We start from the raw sequence: 15,139 nt of genomic DNA, 5'->3' as shown, positions 1-15,139 counted from the left end.
ATATGGTTAAAGAAAAAGATCCCATTCCGGATATCCGAAAGTTCAACCGGTTTTATACAGATATTATCGGTTTGCTCGACAAACACCTGCTACATAGCGCTTATTCCCTTGCCGAAGGCCGCATCATTTTTGAAATATACAGCGGAAAAAGCGTGCAGGCCTCGCAGATTATGACGGTTATGAATATTGATAAAAGCTATTTAAGCAGGCTACTAAAAAAGCTGGAGAAGGATGGCTTAATAACCAGGACTTCATCTGGTAATGACGCACGGGCCATGCTTATTTCGTTAACCGAAAAAGGTATACAGGAGTTTACCATGCTGAACAAAGCATCAGACAAACAGATCAGTGATCTGATCACCAATTTGAACAGCACAGATCGGCAGGAACTGGTAACCCACATGAATGCCATAATGAATATTCTAAAAAAACAATCTTAATTTAATGGAGACCGCTATACATCTTGATAATATCACACTCAGAAAAGAATTGTTGCCGGGCGACCTGGGTTACATAGCTTACATGCACGGAAAACAGTATGCACATGAACTTGGGTATGGTTTAAATTTTGAAGGGTACGTTTTGGAAGGCCTGCAGGAGTTTGCCCGCAAATACGATACAGTGAAAGACAGGGTTTGGATCTGCGAGCATAATAATCAGATTATCGGGTGCATGATAGGTTTTCATCGCGGGCAATCAGTTCAGCTCCGGTATCTTATTTTCTTGCCAGAATACCGCGGAGTTGGTCTTGGGAAAAAACTGATGAATGAGTTTATGGCCTATATGCGTGAACTTGGCTACAAAAAGGCATATTTATGGACGACTAATGAGCAACACGCCGCCATTTTTTTATACACCAAATACGGCTTCCGTTTAACCGAAGAAAAAGTATCTCATGCCTTTGATAAAGCCCTAACCGAATTAAGGTATGATCTTGTATTACCGGAAGCGTAAACTTTTACTGCCCCCGGTAATATATTTTAAAACTCTTCAGTAATCATGTCCCTGTTGATAGCAGCCGCTGCCACCATTCCGGCAGCTACAACTACGGCAACCGACCGCACCATGGTTGCATTATCTCCGGCGGCATAAATACCAGGTATGCTGGTATGATAAAAACCATCAACCGCTATATATCCTTCATTTGTAAGGTCGCACCCAAACTGCTGCGGCAAATCGCTGTGTTGGTTAAATGGCAGCCTGGCATACATGGCGGTTAGCTGGTAAGCTTCGTTATTTTGGAGTATTATATTTTTGATCTGGCCGTTATCATGAACAATTTGCTGTACTTCGGTTTCAATAATCTTAATGTTGTGCTTTACGAGCAGTTGTTCCTGTTCTGCAGACAAGGTTGATTTACCGTTAGTGAAGAATGTAATATCATTCGTCCAGTTGCTGATAAGTTTTGCAAGCTCAAAACCAGCATCGCCATTACCCAAAATTCCGGTAGGCTGATGACGGACCTCATAGCCATGGCAATATGGGCAATGCAATACCGAAATGCCCCAACACTCAGCAAAACCGGGAATAGCAGGCATTATGTCGATTATGCCCGTAGCAAACAGTATCTTTTTTGCGGTATAGTTTGTTCCCGAACGGGTAATTATTTGAAAACCTGCATCAAGTTTTGATGCTTCTATAGCAAAATCAGTAACCAATTTAACAGTTGTATATTTTGCCAGTTGTTCTTTTGCTATGCTTGCTATAGCGGCCGGCGTTTCACCGTCGCGGGTTAAAAAATTATGCGAATGGGGAGTTTGCCGATTACAGGGTTTACCACCATCAATCACCAAAACCTTACGGAGAGCGCGGCCCAAAGCCATAGCAGCCGATAAACCGGCATAACTGCCTCCTACAATAATTACATCAAAGTCCATTTCTGCATTCATAATATGGTTAGTTAGATTTCGATTTGAAATTACAGAAGTCATAAATTAAATGCAACTTAATTGCATTTAATTACATTGCCATGTTAAAAACAACAAAAGGCCGATGATCAAATCACCGGCCTTTGTATAACATTCTGAAATGAATTTGGTGTTTGTGATTAGGTTAACCTGAACGTATTTGTGAATAACAGGAGTAAAATGTATATTATTTTAAAAAGGCTTTTACAACTTTTGCACGTCCCTGGCCCAAATTGGTCAATATGTATGATGCTGCAGCAGCGGGCACTACAAAAGTTTCGGCGTAGGCAAAAACATGTTCTGTCCCGTCGGCGGTTTTTATCGATATTGCCGATCCTTCAACCAGCATCATTACATGGCATTGATTGTCTGTTTCAGCCTTAACCTCCGTATCAAACTCTATGCGGTGCACATCATAAAAATGCTCGCGGTGTGTTGGTACGTGCACCAGTTGCCAATCATCGCCCTGTTGTATTACGGTTTGCTTTGAAATAAGCTCATCCTGAACCTTTTGCCCCTTGCGGCTAAAATCAAGGTTATTAAAGGCATGGTCAATGTTTATGGGGCGGGGGTTACCATCAAGGTCAAGCCTCAGCCAATCATACATTTTAAAGGTAAAAATATAGGGTGTGGCACTGATTTCCAATACCAGGTTATTGGCACCAGCGCTATGTACAGTACCATTCGGAATCAAAAACAGATCGTGCTTTCTGGCTTCATGCGCCTGCACGTAATGTTTAATGTCCACCTCGCTGTTTTCAGCCTGACTTGCTTCCAGCACCGATTTAAATTCTCCGGCATCAATATCTTCCTGAAAACCGAGATATACCTCGGCATTATCCTTGCAATCTAATATATAATAGGTTTCATCCTGGGTTATGGTTTCCCCAAAGTTTTCCTGTATATATTTTAATTTAGGGTGGCACTGAATTGATAAATTACCCCCATCACAAGTATCCAGAAAATCAAAACGGATGGGGAACTCATCGCCAAACCGCTGTGCATGCTTACCTAATACCTGTTCCCTGTTATGAAACATCAGGAAATCAAACGATACCTCGAGCAGGTAACCATCACTTTCAAATACCAGACCATTTTCGGGCACTATCAATTCAAACGACCATGCATAATTAACTACATCTTTATTGATATCCTTAATGTGTTCCCTGATCCAATGCCCACCCCAGGCGCCTGGCTCAAACCAGGGCCTAACCCTGATCACCGACTTGCTCATCTGGTTTAACCTTTCTACAAAGTCGGTTTGGTGCATCCAGTTAATATCATCGGGCCATTGCCCGTCTGCTATCACTGTTATTTTATCGAGTATCTGTTTTTTATGTGCATTTAATAAAACCCAGTCAACAAAGTAAAAGCGTTTGTACATCTGAAACGGCCCTTTTACCTGGCTGGTACCCAGATTAGTAATGGAGCCTGCTCGCATCCTGAACTGCAGCTCGTTTTTTGGCAGATCAATATAAATTACAGGCACATCCCATCCAATTAAGAAGGCCCCAGTGCCCATGACTATATTGATATCATACGCTTGATTTGGTGCTTGTCCGATTAGCTTATCCAGGTCATAAAAGTCATGAAGGGACAAGGTACATTTGGTTCCCCACACAGCATCAGACGTCCCTAAAAAAGGCTCGGTCAGGACATCAATATCCCCGGCCGGTTTTAAATAAGCCGAAGTTTCTATCCAGTTTATGGTTAAACCCTTTGCTGTAAAACATTTATTTAACGCGTCTTGTACCTTATTCCAGAAAACACCCGTATAACCATCAATTATTACAGTTTTTTGGTTAATAATGTATTGAGCAAGTGAGTCATATCCATTAAAAATTTTGCCTGTTGACATGGAATGCACCGGATAAATGTTATATTCATCCTGCTGGGTATTAAATCCGTTTAACTTTACAGGCATTAAAAATTGAGAAGTCTTACGGAGCAGGCTATCAACCGGTCCGTACTGTATAGGGGTATTAGTTTGATTAGTATCCATTTATTGTAATAATGTATGAACATATCTGATTATGCCTATTAACTTATGGAAAGGGAATCCGTTATTAATGAAATTCGGCAAGGATAGGCTTATCAAATTATTATGTACAAACATATAAATAATTTCTTTATTAGAATAGTTTTCAAATTATTTTATTTTTACGTATCATAATTGTAAAGGATTGTACTAAATATCGAACCAAAGCGTCTTTATGTAGCAACAATTAACTTGCTGGTTAAAAATACTTATCATTGTAACTTATTCGGATAAATGAAATACGCTATAGACCATAAAAGCCCAATTCCTCTACACATACAGGCAGAAGCCCTTTTAAGAAAGTTAATAGCAGAAGACGAATATCAGGAAGGAAAACTTTTACCCAACGAAGTCGACCTTGCCAAAAAACTGGCCATATCGCGTACTACTTTAAGACAAGCCATTAATAAATTAGTTTTTGAAGGACTGCTGGTTCGTAAAAAAAGATTTGGTACAAAGGTTGCCCAGGCCGCGGTTAGTTCAAAATCAAATAACTGGTTAAGCTTTTCGCAGGAAATGGCATTAAGGGGCATCCCTATCAAAAACTTCGAACTGCATGTCACCTGGGTATTTCCGGATGAAGCATTGGCCAAATTCTTTGAAATAAAAACCGACCGGAAAATATTAAAAATGGAACGGGTACGTGGCCGTTCAGATGAGCCTTTCGTGTATTTTGCCTCTTATTTTCATCCGCGTGTTGGCCTTACCGGCGACGAAGATTTTAAAAGGCCCCTATATGAAATGCTGGAGCAGGAACATTCTGTTATTGCTACCCTGTCAAAAGAAGAGATTAGCGCTAAAGCCGCCAGTACCTTTATTGCCGATAAACTCAGGGTTGCAATTGGCAGCCCCGTGCTATTCAGAAAAAGATATGTTTATGACCAGGGCGAAAGACCCATTGAATATAACCTGGGTTATTATAAGGCCGATAGTTTTGTTTATACCGTAGAAAGCACCCGCTAATTTACCTTGAGCAGGCACTCACTTTACTCCTTATTACTGCAGCACTATAGACGTGGGTTAACTTCCGGGCATTTTAGCATGGTGAGTAGCCAGATAATTTATATCCGTACCCAAACATGCCAAAATCATAGCATTAATGGATAGTATCAGTGAATCATATTGAACCCTGATTAAATATATTTGTTAAAAATTATTTCCGGCTCCTGCCGTTTTATCATTATAACCAATCATATATCTATCATGGCTAATACTTTTAAAGAAGCGAGTACTGAAGAAATAAACCAGATAATGCAGCGCTCGCACGCCGCCTTTGAGATCTTCCAAAAAAAGAGCATTGAAGAGAAAAGTACATTTATTGACACTATTGCCGATGAAATTGAGGCCCTTGGCGACGAGTTGCTGCAAAAAGCGTCAGCAGAAACCAATTTGCCTATACCTCGCCTAACCGGCGAGCGGGCCCGAACTACTTCACAATTACGCATGTTTGCCGCCATGTTACGCGAAGGCAGTTGGGTAGAGGCCAATATTGATACTGCAAACCCCGAAAGAACTCCGTTACCTAAGCCCGACTTGCGTAAAATGCTCATTCCCTTAGGACCAGTGGTTGTTTTTGGCGCCAGTAATTTCCCGTTCGCTTATTCAACCGCAGGTGGAGATACCGCCAGTGCGTTGGCCGCTAGTTGTTCTGTTGTGGTAAAAGCACATCCGGCACATGCCGAAACATCTGAAATGGTGTATGGAGCTATCAAAAAGGCTATTGCAAAATGCAACATGCCCGATGATGTTTTTCAGCACGTTCATGGCAATTCTTTTGAAAGCGGCAAGGCCCTTGTACAAGCCGACCATACTGCCGCTGTAGGTTTTACGGGCTCAACAGCCGGTGGTAAAGCTTTATTTGACTATTCGGCACAGCGCAAAAACCCTATACCTGTTTTTTCAGAAATGGGCAGCATTAATCCGGTTATATTTTTGCCAGATACCCTGCAAAAAAACGCCGCCGACCTTGCAACACAATACGCCGGCTCCATTACATTGGGAATGGGTCAGTTTTGCACTAACCCCGGCTTATTGCTGGCGGTTGAAAGCCCTGCCCTGCATAGCTTTCTGGATCATTTAAGCAGCGGAATTGAAGCGGTGCAGCCTGCTAAAATGTTGCATGCAGGCATTCACTCCGCATACGAAAAAAAGAGCCACGCAGCTCTGGCACAAGCAGGCGTAAAAGTGGTTCAGCAAGCCGCCACTGCTGCACAGGATATTGAAGCCCTGCCAACCGTTGCGCTGGTAAGCGGCGAAACATTTTTAGCAAACCCACTGCTGCACGAAGAAGTATTTGGCCCTTATTCACTTATGGTATCCTGTAAGGATGAACAGGAGCTGGTAACCATATTAAAATCGGTATCGGGGCAGCTAACGGTTACCGTGATGGGCACTGCTGATGATCTTAACAGCCATACAAAGCTGGTGGACCTGTTACCATCAATTGCCGGCAGAATTTTGTTTAACGGAGTACCAACCGGTGTTGAAGTTTGCGCAAGCATGGTACACGGGGGGCCATACCCGGCCACTACAGATAGCCGTTTCACAGCAGTTGGTATTAACGCGGTAAAACGCTGGGTACGCCCTGTATGTTACCAAAACTGGCCGGACAGTCTGCTGCCCTTAGCTTTGCAAAATGCCAACCCATTAAATATATGGCGCCTGGTTGATAACGAGTGGAAGAAATAACCCCATCCAACCCTCCCCTAAGGGGAGGGTTGGATGGGGTTATTATTGGTTCCCGAAACGGCGATACACAGAGGTTACGCCATCTCTTTCACAAAAATTTCCTTAATGGTATTAATTTCTTTGTCGTAAATGGTTTTCTTGCGCATGGCAAAATGAAGCGTATTCTCAATTTTTTGCCTGCCCTCCCATATCAGCTTTACCTCTCCGTTTTCAATCTCTCTTTTGCATAAAAAATCAGGGATTACCGCCAGGCCCTCGCCACTGCTCAAACACCGTACAATAGAATTTAAATTAGGGACAATAAAGTTGGGCTTAAAATTGGGGCGTTTACTAAAATTAACGTACCAGAACCTTATCCAGTGTTCCATATCGCCGGTTGTGCCGTACCATTTCTGGCCGGTGAGCCATTGCTGTAATCCAGCCATATCGTTTTGCTGTCGCAATTTTTCAAATAACGTTGTGTCGGTATTTTTACCGGCTACCAATACAATAGTCTCTTTGGAGAAAGGAATGTATTCAATACTTTTATTATTGCCCCGATGGGGAGTGATAATCAAGTCGAGGATACCATTGTCCAAATCGCTCAGCACTTCAGGGTATTCGCCAAACTTGATGATCACGTTAAAAGGCAAGCTTGCCAGATAAGGCTCCAGCGTAATTTGAAAGGTTTCAAAGCACATGCCTATACTAATAGTTGGCGTGTCTTTCTCGGTACTGCGGTGAAAATGCTTTTCGGCCAATTCCAGTTTTTCCAGCGCTTCCTGTATATAATTATACAATATTTTACCGCGCTCTGTTGATACTATTTTACGGGAAGTACGGTCAAAAAGCTTATAACCCACATAGGCCTCCAATGAGCCAAGGTGCAAACTAACACCAGGCTGCGATACATACAGCGCTTCGGCAGCGCCGGTAAGTGTACCGGTTTCATATATGGCTTTAAACGTCCGGTACCATTCTAAGTTCACCATGATTTTAACTATTATAATTATGATACAAATATATGATTTAAATTATTTTAATAGTAGATAATTCCACCATAATTTTGTCTTATTAAAATTTGAATATCATCATGAAGAAAATATTTGTAATAAACGGGGGTCAAAAATTTGGCCATTCAGGCGGGAGGTTTAATAAAACCATAACCGATGCCACCATCGATTTTTTCCGGAACCAATCAGGCTTTGAGGTTAAATACACGGATATTAATGAAGCATATGATCCGGCTGAAGAGGTTGAAAAATATGTATGGGCCGATGTTGTAATATACCACACCCCTATCTGGTGGTTCCACGTACCACACGGGCTAAAAAAATACATTGACGTGGTATTTACCGAAGGTTATGCCAAGGGGATATATCATAGCGACGGGCGCTCATCTGCCAATCCGGCTATTAATTACGGAACCGGTGGCATGCTGCACGGCCGTCAGTATATGGTAACCAGCTCATGGAATGCACCAAAAGAAGCATTTACGCTGCCCGATGAATTCTTTAATGAAACCAGCGTAGATAATGGTGTGCTGTTTGGCTTTCACCGCATGAACGCCTTTACCGGCATGACGCCTTTGGAAAGCCTGCATTTTCATGACGTGGAAAAGAACGCCGATGTACAACGCGACCTTTTGATATACACAGACCACCTCACCAAAAATTTCATCACCGTAAAAACACAAAAACATGAGCATTTACTTAACTGCGCTAATTAAAAGCAAACCTGGCCAGGCCGAAGTTTTAAAACAACACCTGCTGGAATTGGTAAGTCACTCAACACAGGAGGTTGCGTGTTTGCAATATGACCTGCACCAGGTAGATACCGACCCGGACATGTACATTTTTCATGAGGAATGGAGCGATGCCGAAGGTTTAGCATTTCACAATGCCCAGCCACACATCCAGGCGTTTATAAATAACACCTATGATCTTCGCGACGGTGATATCATTATTTACAAAACCCAGCCGGTGAGGTAAACCTCAATTGAACCTGTTATAAGAAGAGCCATTACCACATAAGTATTGGCTCTTTTATTTTTCAAAAAAAATTTCAAACCGGCATAGGGGTTTATGCCCGGATTGTTGTCTGCTGCATAATAAAAGTTTAAAGTATTAATTTTAAACCCAGCAATTGCAAACAGATAACACACCTAAAACACCTTATGTACTGCATTTAGATGCGGAAAGGCCGGGCTTTGACCAGATTTACCTGGATAATTATGCGTCATTACACCATTATGCCTTCACTATGGTTAACAACAGCGCCCTAGCTGACGAAATAGTACAGGATGTGTTTTTAAAGATCCTTGAAAAACGGGAACGGGTCACCATACATACGTCATTAAAGGCCTACCTGTACCGCTCCGTTTATAATGAATGTATGAATTATTTTAAGCATCATAAGGTAAAGCAGAAATATCAGACACATACAATTCACGAAATGGACAAACACACAGAACACCCATTTGACAAGCTGCAATACCAGGAGTTTGAGCAGCGGTTGCAAAAATCAATTAATGATTTGCCGGAGCAGTGCCGTACTGTGTTCCAGCTAAGCCGGTTTGAAGAACTAAAATATTCGGAAATAGCTACCCAACTGGGCATTTCTATTAAAACGGTAGATAACCAAATGGGCAAGGCACTTAAACGGCTCCGGTTACAACTGGCAGATTACCTGCCGCTGATGATATGGATACTAATAAAACTGATGGCATGAAGAAACAATTACATATAAATGATGAATTGCTGATCAGTTATCTGCTTCAGGAGGTTTCGCCCGAGCAAGCCACACAGGTTACCGAATGGCGGGCTCTTAACGCTGAAAATGAACGCAGGTTTGAACAATTCAGGCTGATATGGGACAGCAGCAAAAATTTCAAAGCCGACCCGGATATTGACGCTTACGCATCGCTTCAACAACTAAAACAAAGGGCGGTGGAACAAAAAACAAGGCATGCTAAAATTGTATCGTTAAATAATTATACCTGGCTAAAAATTGCCGCCGCCGTATTGTTTATTGCAGGCAGCTCCTGGTTATATTTTAACCGGTTTGTTGATCATCAGGTTAAGTTTGAAACTCAGGAACTGGTTAAAACCGATACCTTATCCGATGGTTCAATGATCACCCTGAATAAATACGCATTACTTAATTATCCGGAGAAATTTACCGGCAGCCAGCGTATGGTAACTTTATTAAAAGGTGAAGCTTTTTTTAATGTTGCACACAACAAAACAAAACCTTTTATTATTACGGCCGGCAGTACTACCATAAAAGTGGTAGGCACATCATTCAATGTAATTAATAAAAAGGGGATAGTTGAAGTAATTGTAGAAACAGGCGTAGTGCAGGTAAGCGAAAATGGTAGTATGGTACTGCTTAAACCGGGAGAAAAAGTATGGGTACAACAGGCATCGGGCAAGCTGGTTAAAGAAACCAATCCCGACAAATTGTATAATTATTACCGCAGTAAGGAATTCCTTGCCAATAATGTTCCGCTATCACGATTTGTGGAGGTACTGAACCAGGCTTATGACAGCCATATTATTATCAAAAGAAAAGAACTAAATAACTTGCTTGTAAATTCTACTTTCAGAACAGATGACACTTTAGATAATATCTTAACAATTGTTAGCCGCACTTTTAAAATTACGATAGAAAAAGAACAGAATAGGATTATCCTTAAATAAGTTCGCCATTTTTAATGATTATAACTGCTACCAAATTTTTACCACCACGCCAATTACTGCTGCTTTTAATGGTAATGCTGCTATTCGGTATCCGGCCGGCGCAGGCTCAAAGTATTTTGAATAGACGTATAAGCATTCAGTTTGACCACGCCAGATTGGCCGACGCGCTGCGGGATATTGGAAAAAAAGGAGAGTTTTATTTTTCATACAATGGCAGACTGTTATCGCAGGACAGCCTGATCACGATGAGTGCGGATAATCAAACCATATCGGATATTTTAGTTACGCTGTTTCATGGTAAATATGATATTGAGGAACGCAATAATTACTTGATCATAACCCAGCCGTTACCAACTCTTTCTTTACTCAATACCGATATTACCAATGATAATAACACCTACTCCATAAGCGGATTGGTGATTGATGAACGTACCGGCGAACGGCTCATGAATGCCAGCGTTTATATAAAAGAGCAACTGGCTTCGGCACTAACCGATGAGCATGGCTATTTTAAGCTGAAGTTTAGAGCAGATCATCCGGGGCAGATCAGTTTAACGGCAAGCAAGTTAGCTTACCGGGATACCTCCATCAATTTTTTGCAGGCCGTATCAATTAACAGCCGCTCACAAAGTGGCAATTATGATAATGCCGTAAATAAAAGTAATCGGGTAGAGCGCACCGCTATGGGCCATTTATTTTCATCAGCAAAGCAACGCATCCAAAGCTTAAATATTCCCGATTTTTTTGCCAAACGCCCGTTCCAGGTATCTTTAACACCTGGTTTAAGCTCACATGGCATGTTTAGTCCGCAGGTAGTCAATAAATTTTCGCTTAATCTTATCGGTGGCTATACAGCAGGTGTAAACGGTTTTGAATTTGGAGGCCTTTTCAACATCAATAAAATGGATTCCAAATATATGCAACTGGCAGGGGTGTTTAATCTTGTTGGTGGTACAGTTACAGGTATACAGGCCGCAGGTGTACATAACCGTGCTTTGGATACCGTAAGGGGTTTACAGGTAGCCGGGTTTATTAACAAAGCCGAAAGTGAGGTTGAAGGCATGCAGGTAGCTGGGTTACATAATGAAGCCGGTAAACTAAAAGGCCTGCAAATAGGCTTAGTGAACCGTGCAGATACCTCCAAAGGGGCCAGCATTGGCCTGGTAAATATTATTGGCAATGGCTTTTACAAAGTAACCTTATCAAGCAATGATCTTGTAAACACTAATGTGAGTTTAAAAACCGGCACCCATGCATTTTACAGTACGGTATATATAGGGTCAAACATATCACCAAACAGTAAACTGCATTATTTTGGTTTAGGCCTTGGCCATGATTTTATGCTAAGCCAGTGGATATATTTTTCTACAGAGACAGCTTACCAGTTTGTTCATGCCGGCTCATCATTTGATGACAGGTGGCTACAGGGTAAACTATTGTTAAATATTCAGCTTTCAAAAAGTATCAGCCTGGTAGGCGGCCCAACCTTTAACCATTATAACCATAGCGGCTCATTCCATATTGCCGGATTTAAGAATGTTACCCACATACCCGAACCTTCGAATAACAACTACCTATATGAGCACCAGGTTAAGAAATGGGTTGGCTGGGAAGCGGGTGTTGCTTTTAATTCTGTTTTTAGCAAAGCCTTTGATCCTGCTCTCAAAGCCCATGATAATTCAAGTTCATGGTATTTGGGCGCATCAGCTGGCGCCGGCATTATCTGGGACGATCCTTTCGGCGGGGCTGTTTACAGCGGTGAAATATTTACCCATCGTGATCTGGGCGAACATATAACCGGCACATTTTCTGTTGGATACACTTCATTTTCAGAAAACGATTACACTTATAAAAGTAATTATCTAAAATTCATACCTGTTAAAGCAGGCATAAGATTATATACTGGTAAAACTTTTTTTATAGGAGGCGAGGTAGGCGCAGCGTTCGGTTTATTTGATGAGCCTTATAGTAATCCTTACATTTCCGGAAGCTCTGATCCGGTTGTCATAAATAAACCTTATCGCTCATTAACATATGGCGTATCTGCAGGGTTTAGTTTTCATAGCGGACTGGAAACCAGTTTCAAGTTTGAGGATTACGGACTTCAGTCCTATTACAAACAATTTGCCCTGCGCCTGGGGTATCGGTTTAAATTAGGTAAATAATATCAGATTGCTGTAGGGGTAAAAGCGGCTGTTGTTGTCACATCTCCAAAAACAACAACATGGAAAGAGTTCGCGAAACAGCTGTTACTGTATTGATGCTATTTTTATTGATAGGCACACTAACTATTGTCTATAGTTTGCTTATATGGCAGGAGCTGCCAAAAACACTGGCAATGGTGCTGCTTTTTTCACTGGCCTTGTTAAAAGGTATAGTTGCCAACCTGCATAATCATCAGTCGTCACAGGAATTAAGTTGTCAGGATACAAGGTTTATTAAGCTTGTTTTACTAAGCATCCTGAGTGTGTTTTTAATTATTGTATTTATTTCCTACGTGCTCCAGAGCCAACAGCCTGCTGCAGCCCTGGCCTTCATTATCAGTTTATTGACCATCAAAAAAGCGCTCGACTTTTTACCTGCCGATTAAATCGCTATTACACAAATCATTTATAAATCAATTTACACCCACATGAAACATTTACTTTCATCTATTTTCGTTCTTTTCGTACTATTTACTTCCGCAGCATATGCTCAAACAAACAACAGCTGGCGTGTCGGCTTCGGTATTAATACAGGCATAACTCCTACCAACGCCTTTAAATACACTTTAGGCGGCGATATCCGCTTACAAAAGGATTTTAACAGTCATTTTTCAGGAACTATTACTACAGGCTTTACCCACTTTTTTGAAAAAGATCATTTTGCCAATTACTCGCAATATGGCAGCCCCTACAACGTGATCCCAGCTAAGCTGGGCATTAAATATTTTGTAACCAATAGCCTTTACCTGTGCGGCGAAGCCGGCGCAGGCTTTGCCTTTGAGCAGTGGGGCACCTCGTTCCTGTGGTCGCCTTCTGTTGGCCTGGCCTTGAAAAACGGCATGGATATCAGCGTTAAATATGAAGACTATACCAAAGATAAAATGACCAAAAACATCGCTTTAAGATTGGCTTATGGCTTTGGTACCGTTAAGCTGGGTTCGCGTAAACCAATTACTTCCACCGGCAACAATCATGACTTTGAATTAGGCGTAAGCATTAACCCCGGTGCAAGTTCTGATAACTGGGACGATCATATTTTGGGTGCCGAAGTTGACTTATATAAACCTCTATCAAACAATTTGGAAGCTACTTTCTCTGTGGGTTATACGCACATGTTCAATTCATACTATTACAGCTACGGCATTATGGATGATAATGGCAATGTTTATTACAACAATAATTATACAGTAAAAAACGTAGTGCCTGTTAAGGTTGGCCTGCGTTTTTACCTGGCTGATGCGTTTTATTTAGGCGGAGAAGCAGGTGTTGGCTTTGCCTCCAATAATAATACCTCTTTTGTCTATACACCATCATTAGGTATAAAACTTAAAAACGGTATCGACATTGGTGCCAAGTACGACAACTACGGCAGCCGTCTTATCCAGGATGCCTTATCGCTTAAGCTGGGCTACCACTTTAAATTAAAGTAATTTTGAATTGGGTGGTACCATACCTGCCCATTATCTCGTTCCGCTGTGGCTGTTTCAGAGTAATAGTCACAGCGGCAATTGAGCGCTCTACAACAAGCATTACTCACCCTGTATAGCTTAGAGAATGCTTCGTTACAGCAATGACGGGCGTTCAGATTTTAATTATGATACTGTAATCTCTCCCCGCAGGTCAAGCTCCATGTATTGCTTCACCATTGCCGGATCATCAAACATGCCCAGCAGGTACATCATTTTGGTTACGGCCGATTCAAATGTCATGTCATAACCGTTGGCCACGCCAATATCTTTCAGATGCCTGCTGGTTTCGTAGCGACCAAGCTCCACCGTGCCCACCTTACATTGCGATATATCAACAATCACCTTACCACTGTCAATAGCACCTTTCAACAGGTCGATAAACCAGGCATCGGTAGTAGTGTTACCTGCGCCAAATGTTTCCATTACTACGCCCCTTACATCTGAGTTCAGGATGGTTTCAACCACTTTGGTGCCAATGCCCGGGTAAAGCTTCAACACCGCAACGTCGCTCACGAGGTTATTATGTATAATGAGTTTAGAACCTTCCTCTGGATGCCTGATATCATTGGCGCTGAAACGCAGGTGGACACCCGATTCGGCCAGTATTGGGTAATTAGGCGAGCGGAAGGCCTCAAATTTTGAAGAATTATATTTAAATGCCCGGTTACCGCGAAACAGCTTATAATCAAAATAGATACATACTTCAGGTACGCGCGCGCGGTCGGCTTTTTTTGATTTGGCAATTTCAATGGCCGTCATCAGGTTTTCCTTAGCATCGGTACGGATGGCGCTAATAGGCAGCTGTGAGCCAGTGAATATAACGGGCTTGCCCAAATTCTCGAGCATAAAGCTCAGTGCCGAGGCCGTATACGCCATTGTGTCTGACCCGTGCAATATTACAAAACCATCGTTATCATGATAGTTTGACTGGATAAGACCAGCCAGTTCGCTCCAGATAGCCGGATTCATGTTCGACGAATCAATGATCTCATCAAAAGAATGTACCTTAATACGGCAATTCAGTTTTTCGAGTTCGGGAACGTTATCCATTATCTGCTCAAAGTTTATCGGTTTTAAAACTTTGGTCACAGGATCGGTCATCATCCCAATTGTACCCCCGGTATAGATGATCAGTATCTGACTCATGAAGTAA

At 41.9% G+C, this 15,139-nt stretch carries 15 protein-coding genes; 11 read left to right on the top strand and 4 right to left on the bottom strand.

All coding sequences use genetic code 11. The features are described 5' to 3' along the window. Window positions 1-2 precede the first annotated feature (2 nt). Both SNE25_RS05715 and SNE25_RS05710 read left to right on the top strand, forming a co-directional pair. The gene (locus tag SNE25_RS05715) at window positions 3-440 is read left to right on the top strand and encodes a MarR family winged helix-turn-helix transcriptional regulator (RefSeq protein WP_321564131.1); all 438 of its coding nucleotides are present in this window, start codon (window positions 3-5) and stop codon (window positions 438-440) included. A 4-nt stretch (window positions 441-444) separates the two neighbouring features. Then, a complete protein-coding gene (locus SNE25_RS05710) occupies window positions 445-954 on the top strand; it encodes a GNAT family N-acetyltransferase (protein ID WP_321564130.1) in 510 nt (169 codons plus the stop codon). Between the two features lie 26 nt (window positions 955-980). Here the strand turns inward: SNE25_RS05710 and SNE25_RS05705 are convergent, their stop codons facing one another. Continuing rightward, window positions 981-1,889, bottom strand: coding sequence for an NAD(P)/FAD-dependent oxidoreductase (locus tag SNE25_RS05705; RefSeq protein ID WP_321564129.1), 909 nt, complete (start codon window positions 1,887-1,889; stop codon window positions 981-983). A 205-nt stretch (window positions 1,890-2,094) separates the two neighbouring features. Then, entirely contained in the window at window positions 2,095-3,909 is a 1,815-nt protein-coding gene (locus SNE25_RS05700; RefSeq protein ID WP_321564128.1) for a class I mannose-6-phosphate isomerase, read from the bottom strand. Between the two features lie 270 nt (window positions 3,910-4,179). Between SNE25_RS05700 and SNE25_RS05695 the strand changes: the two genes are divergently transcribed. Then, entirely contained in the window at window positions 4,180-4,908 is a 729-nt protein-coding gene (locus SNE25_RS05695) for a GntR family transcriptional regulator (RefSeq protein ID WP_321564127.1), read from the top strand. Window positions 4,909-5,148: 240 nt separating this feature from the next. After that, window positions 5,149-6,633, top strand: coding sequence for an aldehyde dehydrogenase (NADP(+)) (locus SNE25_RS05690; protein ID WP_321564126.1), 1,485 nt, complete (start codon window positions 5,149-5,151; stop codon window positions 6,631-6,633). A gap of 74 nt (window positions 6,634-6,707) precedes the next feature. Here the strand turns inward: SNE25_RS05690 and SNE25_RS05685 are convergent, their stop codons facing one another. Further along, window positions 6,708-7,604 (bottom strand): LysR family transcriptional regulator, encoded by an 897-nt coding sequence (locus SNE25_RS05685; protein WP_321564125.1) that lies wholly within the window; start codon window positions 7,602-7,604, stop codon window positions 6,708-6,710. A 101-nt stretch (window positions 7,605-7,705) separates the two neighbouring features. On the opposite strand from SNE25_RS05685, the gene SNE25_RS05680 reads away from it, so the two are divergent. From SNE25_RS05680 to SNE25_RS05650, 7 genes are all read left to right on the top strand, one after another. Further along, window positions 7,706-8,341 carry an NAD(P)H-dependent oxidoreductase gene (locus tag SNE25_RS05680; protein WP_321564124.1) on the top strand — a complete coding sequence of 212 codons (636 nt, stop codon included), beginning with the start codon at window positions 7,706-7,708 and terminating at the stop codon, window positions 8,339-8,341. After that, window positions 8,313-8,603: a putative quinol monooxygenase gene (locus SNE25_RS05675; RefSeq protein ID WP_321564123.1), complete on the top strand. Its 291-nt coding sequence runs from the start codon at window positions 8,313-8,315 to the stop codon at window positions 8,601-8,603. The genes SNE25_RS05680 and SNE25_RS05675 overlap by 29 nt, the downstream gene beginning before the upstream one ends. Before the next feature lie 154 nt (window positions 8,604-8,757). After that, window positions 8,758-9,342, top strand: coding sequence for an RNA polymerase sigma-70 factor (locus tag SNE25_RS05670; RefSeq protein WP_321564122.1), 585 nt, complete (start codon window positions 8,758-8,760; stop codon window positions 9,340-9,342). Next, the gene (locus tag SNE25_RS05665) at window positions 9,339-10,313 is read left to right on the top strand and encodes a FecR domain-containing protein (RefSeq protein WP_321564121.1); all 975 of its coding nucleotides are present in this window, start codon (window positions 9,339-9,341) and stop codon (window positions 10,311-10,313) included. Before SNE25_RS05670 ends, SNE25_RS05665 begins: the two co-directional genes overlap by 4 nt. Before the next feature lie 14 nt (window positions 10,314-10,327). Further along, the gene (locus tag SNE25_RS05660) at window positions 10,328-12,478 is read left to right on the top strand and encodes a carboxypeptidase-like regulatory domain-containing protein (protein WP_321564120.1); all 2,151 of its coding nucleotides are present in this window, start codon (window positions 10,328-10,330) and stop codon (window positions 12,476-12,478) included. Window positions 12,479-12,537: 59 nt separating this feature from the next. Further along, complete coding sequence (locus SNE25_RS05655; RefSeq protein ID WP_321564119.1) at window positions 12,538-12,903, top strand: hypothetical protein; 366 nt, start codon at window positions 12,538-12,540, stop codon at window positions 12,901-12,903. A gap of 42 nt (window positions 12,904-12,945) precedes the next feature. After that, complete coding sequence (locus tag SNE25_RS05650; RefSeq protein ID WP_321564118.1) at window positions 12,946-13,947, top strand: hypothetical protein; 1,002 nt, start codon at window positions 12,946-12,948, stop codon at window positions 13,945-13,947. A gap of 162 nt (window positions 13,948-14,109) precedes the next feature. Here SNE25_RS05650 and SNE25_RS05645 read toward each other — a convergent pair whose 3' ends face one another. Beyond that, window positions 14,110-15,132 carry an asparaginase gene (locus tag SNE25_RS05645; protein WP_321564117.1) on the bottom strand — a complete coding sequence of 341 codons (1,023 nt, stop codon included), beginning with the start codon at window positions 15,130-15,132 and terminating at the stop codon, window positions 14,110-14,112. Window positions 15,133-15,139 lie beyond the last annotated feature (7 nt).

The organism is Mucilaginibacter sabulilitoris (assembly GCF_034262375.1).
GTDB lineage: Bacteria > Bacteroidota > Bacteroidia > Sphingobacteriales > Sphingobacteriaceae > Mucilaginibacter > Mucilaginibacter sabulilitoris.
Note: the sequence above shows the minus strand (reverse complement) of the source record. Positions and strands in the feature narration are given on the sequence as shown.